We start from the raw sequence: 16,611 nt of genomic DNA, 5'->3' as shown, positions 1-16,611 counted from the left end.
GTCGGCGGCCATCGGCCTGTTCGTCGCCCGCTGGATCCCCATGCCGGCTGTGCTGCACGGCTGGGCGCTGGTCGCGCTGTTCGTCGCCGTCTGCGTCCTGCTGCTGGGCCGGCACCCGGACCGGTCCACAATGGACCCGACCCGGCGGCCCCTGTTCACCGTCAGACCCCGTCGAACTTGTTCAGGGTGTTCAACAGACTGCCGACGGCCGACGCGCAGTCGGCCTGGGCAGGGCTCGAGGCGCGCAGCGCTGTGAGCACGGCGTCGATCTGGTCGTCGATCTGGTGCCACTTGGTGGCGTCGCGGGGCTTGAGTCCGGCCTCGGCGTCGTCCCAGGCCACCTCGAGGTCCTTGACCCGGGTCTTGGCCCCCGCGAGGTCGCTCTGGGTGACCTTCGCCTGGACGTCGGACACGATCACCGCGAACTTGCTGAGGTTGCCCAGTTTGGTCGTCGGGTGCGCCGGTCGGGCCGCGGTCGAGCCGCCCGACGTGCTCACCGTGGCCGTGTCCTGGGCCACGTCGGCCTGGGTGTCGGTGGCCGGCGGCGATCCCTGCGCGAGGCTGAGCCCGAAACCGGCGACGACGACGGCCAGGGCGGCGACACCGGCCCACGCGTAGTCCCGGCTGCGGCCGCCGGCCGGCCCGGCACCCTTTTCCACGACGCCGTGGCGGCTCACCAGCACCTGTTCGCGTACGACGAGTACGATGATGGCGGCCAGGAAGAGCAGGCTGGTGGCGCTCGCGCCCAGGGCCAGGCCACCGAGGTCCTTGTCCTGGGTGAGCAGGTCGCCGAGCGAGGCACCGAGCGGCCGGGTGAGCACGTAGGCGATCCAGAACGTCAGCACCTGGCCGGCGCCGAGACGGAAGGCGATCCACGTGGCCAGAATCAGCCCGCCGAAGACGAGCGCGCCGTTGCGGAAGCCGAGATTGAGGGCCTCGGTAGCGAAGTCGCCGGCGGCGGTACCGAGCGCGAACGTGGTCAGGATCGCGGCCCAGTAGAAGGCCTCGCGACGCGGCGTGTTGATGGAGGCGATCGCGAGGGTGCGCTCTTGCCGGTACCACGTCATGAAGACCGCGGCGAGAATGACTGCGAAGACGGCGGTGCTGACGGCGAGCGGCACGCCCAGGGTGTCGGTGAAGAAGTCGGTGATCTGGGTGCCGACGACGCTCACCAGCACCACGCAGAGCCAGTAGATCCACGGGGTGTAGGCGCGGGTCCGGAACTGCACAACCAGCGCGGCTACGAGGAAGGCGAACATGATTCCGTCGGTCAAGGCGGGACCGAGGCCGACGTTGACATTCAGGTAGTCCGCGAGCGTCTCCCCGATGGTCGTCGACAGCACCTTGATGACCCAGAACGTGGCGGTGATCGCGGGCACCTTGGTCAGCCACCCGCGCGAACTCACCGACCTGTTGGCGGTAATGGACACAGCTCTCCCTCACGACTGCGCTACGGATGTGGTTTCCCTGGAAATCGGTGCAAACGTAGGCCAACCGTCCTGAATGCCCGCTGAAAACGTGGAGCCCTTCCGCTCAGCGCCGGGCGGGCTCGGTGTCGGCGCGAGTGATGGCCAGATACCCGACCAGGACCACGATGAGCACGGCCCAGGCCGCGGTCACCGGCCCGGTTCCCAGACCCAGACCGCCGCGCTCATGCGAAACACCCATCCAGTCCGCGAAGGAGGCCCCGAGCGGCCGGGTGATCACGTACGCGGCCCAGAACGCGGCCACCGCGTTCAGCCGGCCGATACGGAAGGCGAGCCCCGGCACCACGATCACAACGGCGAAGATGATGCCGGACAGCAGGTAACCCCAGCCGAACGTCATGGCGGTCAGGTCGCCGGCCGCCGTGCCCAGCGCGAACGTAGCCAGCACGGTGGCCCAGTAGAAGCACTCCCGGCGCGGTGTGGTGATGCTGTGGATGGACAGCGTTCGTTCGCTGACGGACCAGACGGCCAGGACCGCGGCGAGCGTGATCGCGAAGCCGATTGTCGAGACCAGGTACGGCACGCCCAGGCCGACGTGCAGCACGTCGGCCGCCATCGTGCCGAAGACGCTCACCATGATGACGGCGAACCAGTAGACACCGGCCAGATAGCGGCGAACCCGGAACTGCAGGATCAGCGCGGCGGCGAGACCGAGGCCACCGAGCCCGACCGCAACCGGCGGCGCGACGGTGTGCGCGAGGAAATCCGAGGCCGTCTCACCCATGCCGGTGGTCAGCACCTTGATGACCCAGAACAGGGCGGTCACCTGCGGCACCTTGGCCAGCCGATCCCGGATGACTGGGTGTGCGGGTTCGCCCGCAACGACGGCACCTGGCGGCCACGTTGAACTCATGCGCGCCAGACTGGCGACCCGAAACTGAGAGCGCGCTGAACCGGCGCCATCGGGGACGGTTCCGAACCGGTCATGTCGATGTTCTTGTTCGGCTACGACGGCGGTCGTCGTACCGGCCGGGACGGCGGTGTATTCGGGGCGGACGGCCTGGAGTTCGCCGGGGCCTCGAGGCCGTCCAACGAGGTTCAGCTGCGCCACGGCGTCCCCGGCCGACCGGAGCACAGGGACTCCGGGAAGGCATCTGCGATGCGTCTCGTGCGTGGTGTGGCCGAGTGTTGCGTTCAGGGTACGTTCAGGAGCCGACTGCCACCCTGCGGAAATGGCGCACCTGATCGGCATCATGCTGGTGCGGTTCTCGAAGTTCGTGCAGCCGGGCGCCCAGCGGGTCGCCACCGGGTACGGCTCCACCGGCACCGTCACCAACGTCGCCTTCCGCAACCCGGACGGCACCCTGGTCACGGTCGTGGTGAACCAGACCTCGGCGAGCCAGGCGTTCACCCTGCGTGTGGGGGCGCAGCAGGTGGCGAGCACGCTGCCGGCCAAGACCGCCGGCACCTACCTGTGGGCCGGCGCCGACAGCGGCACCCCGACCAGCCGCACCGGGCGCATCACCGGCTACGGCGGCAAGTGTGTCGACGTGGCCGCGGCGAGCTCCGCGAACGGGACGAAGATCCAGCTGTACACCTGCAACGGCACCGCCGCCCAGCAGTGGACCGCCGGCGCGAACGGCAGCCTGGTCTCGCTGGGCAAGTGCCTGGACGCCACCGGCCCGAGTTCCGCCGACGGCACCGCGCTGCAGATCTGGTCCTGCACCGGCGCCGACAACCAGCGGTGGGTGCTGCCCTGATTTTCTGTCGTACCCCGTTGGTAGTGTCCGGGCCGTGAAAGCGGTTGGAGCATGACCCGGGCCAACGCCGCGCTCGCGCTGATGGAGGCGGCGGCCGAGATCACCGGTGCGCCGGTGGACTGGCCCCGCCTCGTCAGCGGCGCCCGCGACGCGCTCGGGTCCCTGCTGCGCTACCACCGGCGGCTGCCCCGGCCCCTGGTGGACGCCGCCCTGGACCTCGGCGATCCCGCGCTGTCCGACGCGCTGGTGGAGAACGAGACGGTGCTGGCCGAGCACCTCGACCTGCGCGATCGGCTCGCCCGCACCGGCACGCCGCGCGCGGCCGTCCAGGCGTTGCGGGCCTGGAGCCTGCGGCAGCGGCGCCTCGCACTGGCCGCGCTCGTTCCCGCCGGGCCCGCACTCGGCGACCTCGGGCCCCTCGAATGGGAGCTGGGCCGGCCCGCGCTGGGACCGCAGCGGGCCGCCGTCGTGGGGCCGAATGCCGCAGCGGTCCGGCTGGCCTGGGACCGTTTCGGCGCGAAGCTGACGCCAGCCGAGCAGCTGCGAGCGCTGCTGACCCTCCGTCGTTTGGAGGGTCCGGCCGCAGCGCTCGCCCAGGCGTCGGACTCCGCACTGCGGCCCGAGCTGGCCGCCCTCTTCGCCGTCGTGCTCTCCACGCCCGCGCCTGGCTCTTCCGTGCCCGACCTGGCCGCGCCTGGTTCTTCCGCGCCCGTCGTGCCGGTGTCCGGTTCTCCCGCGCCTGGTCCGATCGCGCCGGTTGCTTCCGCGCCCGGTCTGGCGGTGCCGAGTTCTCCTGTGCCTGGCCTTTCGGCGCCGAGTTCTTCCGCGCCCGGTTCTTCCCTGCCTGGTCCGGTTGCGTCGGTTTCTCCCGCGCCTGGTCTGGCGGTGCCGAGTTCTCCTGTGCCTGGCCTTTCGGCGCCGAGTTCTTCCGCGCCCGGTTCTTCCCTGCCTGGTCCGGTCGCTTCGGTTTCGCCCGCGCCCGGCCTGGCGGCGCCTGGTTCTTCCGTGCCTGGCCCGGCGGCGCCTGGCCTGGCTGTGCCGGCTTCTTCCGTGCCCGGCTTGGCCGCGCCTGGTTCTCCCGCGCTGGATTTGTCTGCTGCGCCGGGGGTTTCCGCATCCGCTTCGGGTGATGCCGGCGGGCGCGCCGTGTTTGTCGGGCTTCCCGAGCCGCTGGGGGTGCTCGTCGCCTCGCCCTCGCGGCTGACGGCTACGGTCGCGGCGTGTGAGGCGGAGGGGCGGCTGGTCACCTCGCGGGAGCGGATGGAAGCCTTATTCGCCACGACCGGGCCGCTCGAGGTGCTCGTTGCCGAGGCCGAGGGCACGGCCGGGGCGATCGCCGAGCTGCGTGACGCCGGGCTCGGCGACCGGGCCGAGCACCTCGCCCTGCGCGACGAGCTCGACTGGGCCACGATCGCCGACGCGCACGCCGAGGCCCCGTTCGACGGGCCCGCCGCGGCCGCCCTGGCCGCCCGGCCCGACTGCCCCGGCGGGCTGCGGTTCGCGCTGTTCGCCGCCGAGCCGGCCGCGGTCGCCGCGGTCGTGCCCCGGCTCACCGAGGCGATGGCGGTCGCTGCGCTGCCCAAGCGCGGCGCGGCCAAGGCTGCCCGGGTGGTGGCCCGGCGCGCGGTCACCGACGGCCTCGGCGCGACGGTGCTGCTGGAGCGCATGCGACCGGCCGCCGCGGTCCTGGAGTCCGCCCGCCTGCGACCGGACGACCCCGCGGCCGCCGAGGCGTGGGACGAGTTCGCCGCGGCCCTGGCCAAGCTGGTCGAGGCCCGGCTGGGCGCCGATCCGGCCGCGTGGTCGTGGGTCCGGGCCAGGCTCAACGCGTTCCCGGGGACGGTGACCGAGCTGCTCGACGCGGCCGGCGCTGCGCTGCTCGAGCCGGCCGGCGCCGTCGCCTGGCCCGAGTCCGCCGACCTGCCGGAGCTGTCCCGCACGAGCGTCACCGGCGTGCGCGCCGCCTACCTGACCCTTTTCGACCGCGCCCCGGCCGCGACGCAGCTGGGGCTGCTGGACACGTTCGACGACCGGACGGTCTTCGACCTGTTCACCAACGGCCGGTGGCGCGACGAGTGGACCGAGCGCGCCGTCACCGACCCGCGGCGCGCCCTGCGCCTGGCGCTGGCCGCGCGGCTGTCCCTGCCCGCTGAGGCCGCGGGCCGCCTCGCCCGGCTCGACGATCCGGCGGTCAACGCCCAGGTGTTCCGCCGCGCCGCCACGCCGCACCGGCTGCGGATGCGCCTGCTCGCGGGCGACCCGCTCGGCCCCGGCCGCGCGGAACCGGTTCCGCTCGATGCGCAGCTGCGGGCGCATCTGCTCACGCTCACGGCCGGGTGGCACGGGACCGACCCGCTGGACTGCGCCGACCAGGAGCTACAGCGGCACATCATCCGGCACGTGCGCGTGCGCGGGAAGTCCGCCCAGTTCCGGCTCCTGCTCAACCTCTGGCACCGCCACGGCGCCGCGGCCGTCGCGGACCTGCTCGCCGCGGACATCAAGCCGGCCAACTACAGCGCGTCGCCGATCACGCCGGCGGTGCGCAACCGGGTCCAGCGGATCCTCGACATCGCCGACGAGGGCGAGCGGCAGGTGAAGCTCGACGCGCTCGAGGCCGAGATCGCGGCGGAGGAGAGCCCGGAGGGGCAGTTCGCGTTGCTGCGGGCCGAGCGCACCGATCACACACTGCTCTTCCGGGACTCCCGGCTGTGGGACTGGGACGCGATCGTCGCCGAGCACCGGCGGGAGCCGCTGCCGGACGCGATCCTGGCCACGATCGACAAGGCGCGCGGCTGCCCCGAGGAGCTGGTCGAGGCCGGGCGGAGCAAACTGCGGCCGTGGGAGAGCGACCAGGAGGCGGAGCTGGTCGACGGCCGCCCGCCGGAGGAGGTGCTGGCCACGCCCCGGGAGGGGTATTACGGCGGCTGGATCGGCCGCGCGACGGCCGCCGGGGTGATGAGCTGGGGCCAGGTCCTGCGCCACGGGGTCCCGGCCGCGCTGCCGCTGGACCTCATCGGCGGCAGCGAGTCGCCGCCGGAGGCCCGCGCCGCCCTGGCCGAGCTGCTCGCCGAGGTCTGGGACGGCAACCTGGAGGCTATCGTGCTCGCCATCGGCATGCTGACCGGGTTCCCGGGTCCGCCGGCCGAGCTGCTGCACGTCGCCACGGCCGTCGTCGCGATCTGAGGCCGGGCGCGATGACGGGCGGGCGCGGGGACGGGGCGGGCGCGATGACGGGGCGGACCGCTGTCCACGGTGGACGCTGGCCGGTCGACCTGCGGGATCGGCGGGCCGTGGCCGCGTTCGCGCATCCCGACCCCGAGGTCACCGAGCGGGGGCGGCGGCTCAAGGAAGCGGCGCTGCTGGACTTCGGGGTGCGCGACAGCGTCGCCGGGTCGTGGATCTACGCCAAGTGCCGGCATCAGATTCCCACGATGGCAGTGCCGACGGCGGCCGTGGTCGCCACCGGCGACGGGGTGTGCAGCCTGCTGTACAACCCGGAGTTCTTCGTGCGGCTCGGGCCCTCCGGCGTGAAGTTCGTGCTGTTCCACGAGGCCCGTCACCTGGTGCAGCGACACCTCTACGCGGAGCGGGACCTGCTCACCGACCCGCTGTTCACGCTCGCCACCGAGGTCACCGTCAACCACGTCGCCGTGCGCCGGCTCGGGATGACGCTGCCGAGCCTCGACGGGGCGGCGGTCGGGGTCGATCCGCGGGAGGTGCACCGGGCGTACGAGGCGGATCTGACCGGGCGGGGGCTCACACCGCTTCCGTACGACGCGTTCGTCGAGACGGACCTCGGGGTGCACCGGGAACTGCGGCGCATGGCGGTGCCGCCCGTGCCGCTGGAGCTGTGCGTGCACATGGGCGACGGTGCCGTACCGATGGATCCCGAGACCGTCGAGCGCCTCGCGAGCGCCGTGCTCGAGTCGCTCATGCGCCAGGCGCGGGCCGGAAACCAGGCGGCGCGCGCCGAGCTGCTGGAGCTGGCGGCGCGCAGCGGGGACGCCGGGGAGCGGGTGGCGAAGCTGTGGGGAAACCTCGGGCTGGCGGCGCTGCGCGGGGTGACGCAGCGCACGCGGCGGGTCGAGTGGTGGCGGCGGTGGCTCGCGGACGTGCTGGCCGCGCGGCTGCAGGCCGGGGAGCGTCTCGTGTACCCCAAGAAGCTGGGCGCCGTGCTGCTGGCGCTCGGACACGAGCCGATGCTGCAGCGGCGCGGCGACGTACGGTACAAAACCGTGCTCATCGCCTTTGACACCTCCGGATCGATGCCCGACGCGGTCGTCGACTGGCTCACCACGCTCGTCGGGCAGATCGACGGCGTGCGGGCGCACTGGCTGAGCTTCGACGCGCTGGTCATGCCGTTCGCGCCGGGGGAGCGGGTGCTCGGCGGCGGCGGGACGAGCTTCCAAGGGGTCGTCGACTACGCCGAAGGGCGCCTGGACGTGGACGGCAAGCGGCTCGAGGACACCGTTGACGCGGTGATCGTGGTGACCGACGGCTACGCGCCGCCGGTGCGGCCGGCCGAGCCCGGCAAGTGGATCTGGCTGATCACCGACGGCGGGGACACGTGGCCGGAGCGGCAGGAGCCGCCGATGGCGTGTCACCGGGTCCTGACGGGACGGGAGTAGCGCGTGGGCGACGGCGCGGAGTCGCTGCTGGAACGGTTCATCGACGGCATGATCGCCGCCGAGATCACCGGACAGGTCTTCGGCGAGCACGGGATCGGCAAGACCTCGACCTTCATGTCGTACGTCCCGAGGCGCCACAACCTCGACGTCGTACTCGTCCCGGCGGCCAACCTCACCCCCGACGACCTGCTCGTCAACGCGCCCGTGCGCGACGCGGAGACCGGCGAGCTGGCCCTGCACCAGCTGATCATGAAGCAGCTGCGCCCGGGGCGGCGGTTCGTGCTGCTCATCGACGACTCGCTGCAGGCCGGCGACACGATCCAGTCGCAGCTGATGCAGCTCGCGTGCAACTGGTCGCTCGGCGAGCACGACCTGCGCGCGCTCGGCTGCGTCGGGGTGTTCCTCACCGACAACGAGTCCGCCGCCGAGACGTCTGCGCGCCGCACCGATCTCGCGGTGCTCGACCGGATGGCGACGCTGCACATCACCGCCAACGACACCTCGTGGCGGGAGAGCCTCGCCGCCCGGTACCCCCGCTGGGACCTCGGCGGTGTGTTCCGCGTGTGGGCCGCGCAGACCCCCGAGGTCCGCAAGCTGCTCTCGCCCCGGACCCTGCAGCACCTGCTCGACTGCGCCGCCGAGGGGCTGCCGATGCGGTGGGGGCTGCCGCTGCTCAACGGCGCCCGGTTGGCGCTCGGTGACAGCACCGACGAGATCCTCGCCGCAGTCGCCACCGAGCTCGGCCGCACCGACCCGGCCACGGTCCCCGACCCGGTCCGGCGGCTGCTGCGCACCGCGATCGCCCGGCGCTGGGCGGTGCTGCTGCAGGGCCCGCCCGGCTGCGGCAAGACCGAGATCGCCAAGCAGGTCGCGCGCGAGGAGACGGGCCAGGATCCGGTGTACTTCTCGCTGCCCGTCACCAACGTCGAGGACCTCTGCGTGCCGGTGCCGGCCCCCGACGGGACCCTGGACACGCTGCTCACCCGGGCCCTGCTCGGGCCGCGGGCGAAGGTGATCGTCTGGGACGAGTACAACCGGCCCAAGGACCGCGCCGCGTTCGCCCGGCTCATGGAGATCACCCAGGAGTGGTCGCTCGCTGGCCGGCCGATCGAGGGGCTGCGGGCGCAGTTCGCGCTGCAGAACCCGCCGTACCACGTGGGCCGTAAACTGCAGGTCGTGGCGAACAACCTCGCCCAGGCGAGCCGGTTCACCGCCAGCCTCGAGGTCGCCCCGGACGACATCCCGTCGGGGCAGTGGCTCATCGACACCTACGGCCGCCCCGCCGAGGCCGCCCTGGACTGGTGGAAGCACGACATCGACGACGAGGGCCGCGACTGGGTCAGCCGGCGCACCCTGGAGCGCCTCATCAAGCTGCACCTGCACGACCAGCCGCTGCAGGCAGGCCTGATCTATCTCGGCGACGGCGAGTACGCGCCGATCCCGCTGGCCGGCCTCGAGGCCCGCCTCGCCGGTGAGCACCGCATCGGCCTGCGCGAGCTGGCCGCCGACGCCGAGGCCTGGGCCGCCCGCCTCGCCGCCGGCCTGGCCGACTGCGACGAGGGCACCGACGACACCGACCTGGTGCACCAGGTCCTCGCCAACGCGGAGGTCTCCCAGCTGCGCGAGCACTTCGACACGGTGGTGCTCCTGCTGCGCCACCTCCCCCGAAGCTGCGCGCCACCTACCTCGTCGGGCAGGCCCCGGACCGGCAGCGCCTGTGGATCGACGCCGTCAAGGCGATGGCGACCCTGCAGCGCCAGTCATGAGCGGCATCGACCCCACGGCGCTGTGCCCCGTGACCGTGATCCGCGATCGGCGGGTGCGGGCCGACGGATGGCGGCTCGAGGACGTGGTCGTCTACGACTGGGAGTTCGACCTGCACGGGCGGCACTACGAGCAGCGCAGCTTCGTCCTGCTCGACGACGGGTTCCAGATCAGCCAGCCGGCGACCTTCCCGGAGGTGCAGCGCGGGTGGTGGTACTGCGACCTCGTCCGCGTCACCGACACCGGCGACACGGTGGCTGTCGAGGACCTGTGGATCGACGTGATCGTCGGGCCGCCGGACCATCCGTACCGGGTGCTGGACCTCGAGGAGTACGCCGAGGCGGCGGCGAGCGGACAGCTCGGCCCGGCCGAGGCCGCCGACGGGCTCGTGCGCACCCAGCGGTTCCTCGACCGGCGGCTCAACCGGCGCCACGAGGTCGAGCGGACCTGGCCCGACTTCCCGCCGCGGCTGGTGATCGCGCTCGCCGACGTAGAAGGGCCGCCCCGCGGGACGGCCCCTTGAGCAGCGGTACTACTGGATCACGAACGTCGTGAAGTAGATGTCCATGACCTCTTTCTTCTTGTCGACCGTGTACGCCTCGACGACCTTGTCGATGAGCTCCTTCTTGGTCCGGTCGCGTTCGGCGTTCGACATCAGCTCGTCCATCTTGCGGCCGCTGTACTCGTCGATGGCGATGTCGAGGGCCTTGCTGCCGTCCGGGGGCTCGGCGGCCTCGGTGGTGGCCTGGAGGGTCATCTTGAGTTTCAGGTAGTGTCCGTCGGCGAGGTTGATCGTGATGGCGTCCAGTACCGAGACGACGCCTGGTGTGGGTTTGGGTTCGGCGGTGGCTTTCTTGGGTGCGAAGATCATGTATCCGCCGGCGCCGCCGCCGATCAGGGCGATCAGGGCGATCGCGATGATCATGATGAGCTTCTTCTTGCCGCCTTTGGTGGGGGTCGGTTCGGTGGTCTTGTCGTCCTTGGCCATGGCGGTCTCCTCAGGTTCAGTTCGTGGAGGCCGAGGGCAGCAGTGCCCGGGTGTCGGCCGGTAGGCTGGACAGGACGATGACCTCGACGCGGCGGTTGAGGGTTTGGGCGCGTGGGTCGGTGGTGGGGTAGAGGGGTTTGGTGTCGGCGTAGCCGGTGGCTTGCATGCGGGTGTCGGTGATGCCGGCGTTGGTGTGCAGCATGCGTACGACGGCGGCGGCGCGGGCGGAGGACAGTTCCCAGCCGGTGGGGTAGTTGCCGGTGCCGCCGGTGAGCTGGTTGGTGTGGCCGTCGACTTCGATGCTGTTGGGTAGGGGGGCGATGGCGGGGCCGATGGCGTCGATGATGGTTCTGCCGGCGGGCAGGAGGGCGGCTTCGTTGCCGTTGAAGACGATGCCGGTGGTGACGATGGTGACGACGAGGCCGCGTTCGTCGATGGAGTATTGGACCTGGTCCTGGAGGCCCTGTTTGGTGAGGGCGTTGGTGATCTGGGTTTTGATCTGGTCGAAGTTGTTGACTTCGGCCTGGGCGGCGGCTTGGCGTTTGGAGGCTTGGGCGCGTTCTTTGGCTTGGACGGCGTCCTGGACGGCGGTGGCGTCGGAGGTGGTGCCGCCGATGCCGGAGGCGAGGTCCATGGGGCTGTTGGAGTCGGAGGATTCCAGGAGGTTGGTTTCGCCGCCGTTGAAGGCGACGGAGGGGGCGCCGAAGCCGACGGCGAGGCCGTTCTTGAGTTCGGCGAATTTTTTCTGGTCGACCTGGGAGATCGCGAACAGCACGATGAACAGGACCATGAGCAGGGTCATCATGTCGGCGTAGGAGACCAGCCACCGCTCGTGGTTCTCGTGGTGCTCTTCCTCGTGGCCGCCCTTCTTGTGCTTGGCGTGCGCGCCGGCCTTCGCCGCGTGTCCACCACCACTCATGCGGCGGCCCCCTTCAGGTCGTTGTAACGCCGTCGGGGGTTAGATCGGCCCAATCGGCGGACACACGAGTTGCCCCCCGGTGCGGCCCGGTAGCGCCTGGGTTCCCAGCGCAACCGCCCAAGCGCGAAAAGTCCGACAAATCCACCGAGCCGCGCACATCGGTCGTACCCGCGCCCCGGTCCGGCCGCCCTGCGTCCTGCGTGCGGGCGCCTTGATCCCGGCAAGCTCCGCTGAAACCGAGAAGTCGGATATTTCCGTCCGCAGGGGCACCGGTCAGGGTCGCGGCCGGCGGGCCGGGGACCGGCCGTTACGTCGGGGGAGCGGCGGCTTCGGCGGGGGCCGGGGCGGGGGTGCGGTGGCCGTGGCGGGTGTAGAGGGCCGCGAACCCGGTGCCCACGCACAGGGCCGCCGAGCTCAGCGCCAGCGACCAGTGCACGCCGATCGCCTGGCCCAGGACGCCGACCGTGACGCCGCTGCCCGCGCGCAGGCCGTTGGCGGACACGTTGTACACGCCGATCACGCGGCCGCGTTCCGCGGGCGGGGCCAGCAGCTGGGTCACGGTCTGGCCGATCGACATCGAGGCGAGGTTCGCCACGCCGCCGATGAACAGGATCGCCGCCGCCAGCCAGAGGTTGCCGATGACCGCGAAGGCGAGACTGCTCACGCCGTACACCAGTGTCGTCACCAGCGCCGCGCGGACCGTGGGGCGGATGCGGCCCGTCGCCTCCAGCAGGACGCCGCCGATCACGCCGCCCGCGCCCGCGGCGAAGAGCAGGATGCCGTACGCGTCCGTGGAGTCCTCGCTCAGATCGCCCGCGAAGCTCGGCATCGTCGCCTGCAGGGACGTGCCGACGAAGAAGGACGCCAGGCCGGCCAGGATGATCATGCTGATCAGGGTGTGGTCGCCGGCCACGCGCTTGAGGACCTTGACGGAGTCGAGCAGGCCGACGCGGGCCGGGCGGGGGCCGGCGTGGCGGGTGTGGCCGGTGAACTTCGTGCGGAACAGGAACAGGGTCAGCGGCAGGTAGAACGCGATGTTCACCAGAATGCCTGCCGTCGGACCCAGCCACAGCAGCAGGCCCGAGCCCACCGCCGGGCCGAAGAGCACGCCCAGGCTGCGGAAGGTCGCGTTGAGGCGTACTGCCGAGGCGAGCTCCTCGTCGCCGACGAAGTCGTGCAGCATGAGCTGCTCGCCGGGGCCCCACAGCGAGCCGGCCATGCCGTGCAGGACCAGCAGCAGGCACGCCTCCCAGATCTGCAGGGTGTCGGTGATGAACAGGATGCCCCACAGCAGTGAGACGGCCATGAACAGCAGCTGGGCGGCCTGGATGACCCGGCGGCAGTCGTAGCGGTCCGCCAGTCCGCCGAACCACACCGACAGCAGCAGGAACGGCACCCAGTGGCTGATCACCTGGAAACCGGCCAGGGCCTCGGAGTGGAACTTCTCCCACAGCACCCAGTACGTGATCACGTGCTCGATGTTGTCGGCCATCATCGACAGCGCCGCGCCGAAGAGGTACGGCCGGCAGTCGCGGTTGCGCAGGGCGGCGAACCGGCGGGCGGGGGCGGTCATGTCGACAGCCTTCTCCGGTTCTTTCCCGACACCATGAGCGCGGGTCCCCGAAGTGATCACTGCAACAAACCTGCAAACGCCACGCGTTGACTCGCCGCGCCGCGGGTGCCAACGTTTCTGGCGGGAATGCGCTTTCCTCGAACGTTTCCCCGCGAACGCAGGAGGATCGCAGTGCACGCAGGAATCCGGGCCGGGCTCACCGCCGCCACGGTGGCCGGGCTGGTCGCGGCCGGCGTCGCGGCAGCGGCGTCGGCCAACGCCGGCTCGCCGTCGGTGCCGGCCGCGGCGCGCCAGGCGCTGAGCGCGAACGACGGCTGGGGCTCGGCGGGCGCCGGCACCACAGGCGGCTCGGCCGCCGACGACGCGCACGTGTTCGTCGTGCGCACCCGCGACGAGCTCGCCGCGGCCGTGGCCGGCAACACGCCGAAGATCGTGCTGGTCGCGGCCACGATCGACGCCAACGAGGGGCGCGGCTGCGACGCGTACGCCGATCCGGAGTACAACCTCCAGGCCTATCTGAGCGCCTACGACCCGGCCACGTGGGGACGGGTCGCGCCGAGTGGTCCGCTGGAGGACGCCCGGGTCCGGTCGGCGAAGAACCAGGGCCTCAAGGTAAAGATCGACGTCGGGTCGAACACGACGATCTACGGGCTGCGCAACGCCCGCATCAAGGGCGGCAACCTGCTGCTCACCAACGTCGACAACGTCATCATCCGCAACGTGGCGTTCGAGGACGCCTACGACTGCTTCCCCGCCTGGACGCCGACCGACGGCGATACCGGCAACTGGAACTCGCTGTACGACAGCATCACGCTCAGTGGCGCCGTGAACGTCTGGATCGACCACAACTCGTTCACCGACGGGGCCAACCAGGACGTCGACCAGCCGATCCACCTCGGCCGGCCCTACCAGGTGCACGACGGCCTCGCGGACATCATCAAGGGCTCGGACTACGTGACGGTGTCGTACAACAACATGTTCGAGCACGACAAGTCGATGCTGATCGGCTCGACGAACACGCCGGGCGTCGACGTGGGCAAGCTGCGCGTCTCGCTGCACCACAACCGGTTCGCCAACCTGGGGCAGCGCCAGCCGCGGGTACGCTTCGGTCAGGTCGACGTGTACAACAACTTCTACTACGCCACCGACGAGGACACCTTCGTCTATGCTCTGGGCGTCGGCGTGCAGTCGCAGATCTACGCAGAGAACAATTTCGTACTGCGCAGTGCCGACACCCCGCTCGACGCGTTCGTCTACAACTGGGGCGGCACGCGGATGACGGAGAAGGGCACCCTGGTCCGGGTCGGCACCGACCCGATCGTCGCGGTGAACCTGCTCGCCGAGTACAACGCCGCGTTCGACCCGGACATCGCGACCGACGCGGGCTGGACGCCGACGCTGCGCGCGGGCCTGGACCCGGCGGCGAAGGTGCCGGCGATCGTCACCGCGCGCGCGGGCACCGGCAAACTGCCCAGCTGACGCCGATGCGGACATTCCGGATTTAGGCGCTGTCAGGCGAAAAATCCGATTCATGAGCGGAAGGCCGCGGGCCGCTCGCCCTGAGAAGGGTTACCGGCCCGCGGTCCAGGTGTCGGCCGTGGCGGTCGGCATTGTGGTGGAGTTGTGGGCGGGTGGCGGGTCCGTGGTGCAGGCGTTGGCTGTGGCGGAGTTGCCAGCGGCTCACGGGTTCGTGTTTCGGACGTCGACCGTGGCGGTCGGCCTGTGGTGGAACTGCCGGCGGTGGCGGGTTCGTGGTTCGGGCGTTGGCTGTGGTGGTCGGCATTGTGGTGGAGTTGTGGGCGGGTGGCGGGTCCGTGGTGCAGGCGTTGGCTGTGGCGGAGTTGCCTGCGGGTCACGGGTTCGTGTTTCGGGCGTCGACCGTGGCGGTCGGCCTGCGGTGAAACTGGCGGCGGGTGGCGGGTCCTAGGTTCGGGTGTTGGCTGTGGTGGTCGGCCCGTGGTGGAGCTGCCGGCGGGTCGCGGGTCCTAGGTTCAGGCGTTCGGCGAGTAGTCCCGGCCGGGTGGAGTGTCGTCCGGCGAAGTGTTGACCTGGTGCCCGCCAGGTTCAAGCGGACTTGCCGGCAGCCGTCGTCCAGGGCGGGCCGGCGGAGTCGGTGATCTTGGGGTGGGTCAGAACGGGTGGAACTGCTCGAAGGGGGGCTCGACCAAGGGGTCGGGAAGGCGGAGGGCGCGGCAGCGGGGGACTGTCTCGGCTGTGGAGTCGTCGCCGATGCTCCGCAGGGTTGCGCCAGCGAAGGCGTCGGGAATCGCCGTCCAGCCCAGGTTCTTCTCGTAGTATCGCACCGCGGTGCGCACCGACGGTGTCCAGTCGTCGTCGAGCACGATCAGGCCGCCCGGGCGGACGATTTTGCGCAGGAAGTACAAGTCTACGAAGACCTCGTGGAATCGGTGGCTGCCGTCCACGAACGCCGCATCGGCGACGAGGCCTTCGGTGACCAGTTCGGGGAGCGCGACGGATGACCACGCTCGCATGAGCCTGGCGATCGTGTCCAGTCCCGCAGCGCGCAGCAGATCCCAGCCGACGTCGGAATACTCGTGGTCCTGAAAGGGATCGACGATGACGTGCCGGGGGTGCGGCGGGTCGACCGTGATCAGTGCCTCTCCGATCGCGAGGGCGGAACTGGCGTAGGCGAGACCGACTTCGACAACCGTCTCGGCCCTCTCGGAGATCAGCAGATCTCGAAGCAGATCGCAGTCCCGTTCCGGCATGGCGACCGTCTCGAAGTCCCGCTCGTGAGGCCGTGTCCACGGTGGACCGTCGTGCGCAAGCCTGCGGCGTGCCTCCCGAACCCGTGCCCCTCGTTCATCCATCCGCATCACGCCAGTCTGGACCGGCTTCATTGCCGGGACCGGCCGCCCGGTCCGCTGGTCAGGGTCGTCTCCACGAGTTGGTCGAGCCAGGCGGCGAGCTTGGCCCGGCCCCAGCCGCGCTGCTCCACCAGCAGTGCCACCGTGTGCCACGTCAGCAGGGCCCACAGCGTGTCGGTCGCCCGGCCCACGGTCAGGTCCGGTCTCAGGCGGCCCTCGTCGGCGGCCGTGCGGACGAGGTGTTTCAGGCCCGTGCGGCGGGCGCGTTCGTGCCGCCGCCACGCCTCGCGCAGCGCCGGTTCGGCGTTCGCCGCCTCCTCGAAGGCCCGCTCCACAGGATACCGCCGCAGGAGTGCCCCCGCGGTGTCTTCCGGGCCCGGTGCGGCCCCGGCCCGGCGCACCGCGAGGAGCATCAGCCCGGGCTTGTCGGCGAGCGCGTACACCGACTTCGCCGACACGCCCGCCTCCTCGGCGATCGCGGCCATGGTCGTGCCCGAGTACCCGTGCCGGGCGAAGAGTCGCTCGGCCGCGGCCGCGATGGCCTCCCGCGTGGCCGTGGCCTGCGCCACTCGGCGCGGTGCGTGATAAATTCTTGTTGTATTCGATGCAGTCATGCTCACCTCACTTCACAGCGACTATACCGAACCGGGAATCCCAGCTCGCTGCCGGTCAGCACGGGCGGTACAGCTGCGGAAGTTTGCGCTGAAAGGTCCATAGTGGACGA

The 16,611-nt window shown here is 71.1% G+C and carries 12 protein-coding genes and 1 pseudogene; 6 read left to right on the top strand and 7 right to left on the bottom strand.

Annotated features, from left to right (window positions below; translation table 11 throughout):
* Nucleotides 1-161 precede the first annotated feature (161 nt).
* Entirely contained in the window at nucleotides 162-1,406 is a 1,245-nt protein-coding gene (locus ACQPY0_RS31240; protein WP_432968324.1) for a COG4705 family protein, read from the bottom strand.
* Nucleotides 1,407-1,533: 127 nt separating this feature from the next.
* The gene (locus tag ACQPY0_RS31235; protein ID WP_432968321.1) at nucleotides 1,534-2,253 is read right to left on the bottom strand and encodes a COG4705 family protein; all 720 of its coding nucleotides are present in this window, start codon (nucleotides 2,251-2,253) and stop codon (nucleotides 1,534-1,536) included.
* Between the two features lie 406 nt (nucleotides 2,254-2,659).
* On the opposite strand from ACQPY0_RS31235, the gene ACQPY0_RS31230 reads away from it, so the two are divergent.
* The 5 genes and pseudogenes from ACQPY0_RS31230 to ACQPY0_RS31210 all read left to right on the top strand — a co-directional run bounded on the left by ACQPY0_RS31230 (nucleotide 2,660) and on the right by ACQPY0_RS31210 (nucleotide 10,102).
* Entirely contained in the window at nucleotides 2,660-3,187 is a 528-nt protein-coding gene (locus tag ACQPY0_RS31230; RefSeq protein ID WP_432968318.1) for a ricin-type beta-trefoil lectin domain protein, read from the top strand.
* A 1,260-nt stretch (nucleotides 3,188-4,447) separates the two neighbouring features.
* A complete protein-coding gene (locus ACQPY0_RS31225; protein ID WP_432968316.1) occupies nucleotides 4,448-6,370 on the top strand; it encodes a hypothetical protein in 1,923 nt (640 codons plus the stop codon).
* A 44-nt stretch (nucleotides 6,371-6,414) separates the two neighbouring features.
* Entirely contained in the window at nucleotides 6,415-7,815 is a 1,401-nt protein-coding gene (locus ACQPY0_RS31220; RefSeq protein WP_432968313.1) for a hypothetical protein, read from the top strand.
* A gap of 48 nt (nucleotides 7,816-7,863) precedes the next feature.
* Nucleotides 7,864-8,841: pseudogene (locus ACQPY0_RS31215) on the top strand (AAA family ATPase); the annotation flags it as partial.
* 736 nt (nucleotides 8,842-9,577) lie between these two features.
* A complete protein-coding gene (locus ACQPY0_RS31210) occupies nucleotides 9,578-10,102 on the top strand; it encodes a DUF402 domain-containing protein (RefSeq protein WP_432995450.1) in 525 nt (174 codons plus the stop codon).
* A gap of 9 nt (nucleotides 10,103-10,111) precedes the next feature.
* Here ACQPY0_RS31210 and ACQPY0_RS31205 read toward each other — a convergent pair whose 3' ends face one another.
* The 3 genes from ACQPY0_RS31205 to ACQPY0_RS31195 all read right to left on the bottom strand — a co-directional run bounded on the left by ACQPY0_RS31205 (nucleotide 10,112) and on the right by ACQPY0_RS31195 (nucleotide 13,059).
* Nucleotides 10,112-10,567 (bottom strand): flagellar basal body-associated FliL family protein, encoded by a 456-nt coding sequence (locus ACQPY0_RS31205; protein ID WP_432968310.1) that lies wholly within the window; start codon nucleotides 10,565-10,567, stop codon nucleotides 10,112-10,114.
* 16 nt (nucleotides 10,568-10,583) lie between these two features.
* A complete protein-coding gene (locus tag ACQPY0_RS31200; protein WP_432968307.1) occupies nucleotides 10,584-11,486 on the bottom strand; it encodes an OmpA/MotB family protein in 903 nt (300 codons plus the stop codon).
* Between the two features lie 307 nt (nucleotides 11,487-11,793).
* Complete coding sequence (locus ACQPY0_RS31195; RefSeq protein WP_432968304.1) at nucleotides 11,794-13,059, bottom strand: MFS transporter; 1,266 nt, start codon at nucleotides 13,057-13,059, stop codon at nucleotides 11,794-11,796.
* 171 nt (nucleotides 13,060-13,230) lie between these two features.
* On the opposite strand from ACQPY0_RS31195, the gene ACQPY0_RS31190 reads away from it, so the two are divergent.
* Entirely contained in the window at nucleotides 13,231-14,538 is a 1,308-nt protein-coding gene (locus ACQPY0_RS31190; RefSeq protein WP_432968301.1) for a pectate lyase family protein, read from the top strand.
* A gap of 650 nt (nucleotides 14,539-15,188) precedes the next feature.
* Here ACQPY0_RS31190 and ACQPY0_RS31185 read toward each other — a convergent pair.
* A complete protein-coding gene (locus tag ACQPY0_RS31185) occupies nucleotides 15,189-15,896 on the bottom strand; it encodes a class I SAM-dependent methyltransferase (protein WP_432968298.1) in 708 nt (235 codons plus the stop codon).
* 20 nt (nucleotides 15,897-15,916) lie between these two features.
* Nucleotides 15,917-16,456, bottom strand: a complete 540-nt coding sequence (locus ACQPY0_RS31180; RefSeq protein WP_432968295.1) for a TetR/AcrR family transcriptional regulator — start codon at nucleotides 16,454-16,456, stop codon at nucleotides 15,917-15,919.
* Nucleotides 16,457-16,611 lie beyond the last annotated feature (155 nt).

The sequence above is a fragment of the Dactylosporangium sp. CA-233914 genome (assembly GCF_050942935.1).
In the GTDB taxonomy this organism is placed as follows: Bacteria; Actinomycetota; Actinomycetes; order Mycobacteriales; family Micromonosporaceae; genus Dactylosporangium.
Note: the sequence above shows the minus strand (reverse complement) of the source record. Positions and strands in the feature narration are given on the sequence as shown.

Excerpts from the sequence above, each read along its gene's own strand:
- ACQPY0_RS31230 (WP_432968318.1), top strand. The coding sequence starts at position 2,660 with ATGGCGCACCTGATCGGCATCATGCTGGTGCGGTTCTCGAAGTTCGTG.
- ACQPY0_RS31225 (WP_432968316.1), top strand. The coding sequence starts at position 4,448 with ATGGAAGCCTTATTCGCCACGACCGGGCCGCTCGAGGTGCTCGTTGCC.
- ACQPY0_RS31220 (WP_432968313.1), top strand. The coding sequence starts at position 6,415 with ATGACGGGGCGGACCGCTGTCCACGGTGGACGCTGGCCGGTCGACCTG.
- ACQPY0_RS31210 (WP_432995450.1), top strand. The coding sequence starts at position 9,578 with ATGAGCGGCATCGACCCCACGGCGCTGTGCCCCGTGACCGTGATCCGC.
- ACQPY0_RS31205 (WP_432968310.1), bottom strand. The coding sequence starts at position 10,567 with ATGGCCAAGGACGACAAGACCACCGAACCGACCCCCACCAAAGGCGGC.
- ACQPY0_RS31200 (WP_432968307.1), bottom strand. The coding sequence starts at position 11,486 with ATGAGTGGTGGTGGACACGCGGCGAAGGCCGGCGCGCACGCCAAGCAC.
- ACQPY0_RS31195 (WP_432968304.1), bottom strand. The coding sequence starts at position 13,059 with ATGACCGCCCCCGCCCGCCGGTTCGCCGCCCTGCGCAACCGCGACTGC.
- ACQPY0_RS31185 (WP_432968298.1), bottom strand. The coding sequence starts at position 15,896 with ATGCGGATGGATGAACGAGGGGCACGGGTTCGGGAGGCACGCCGCAGG.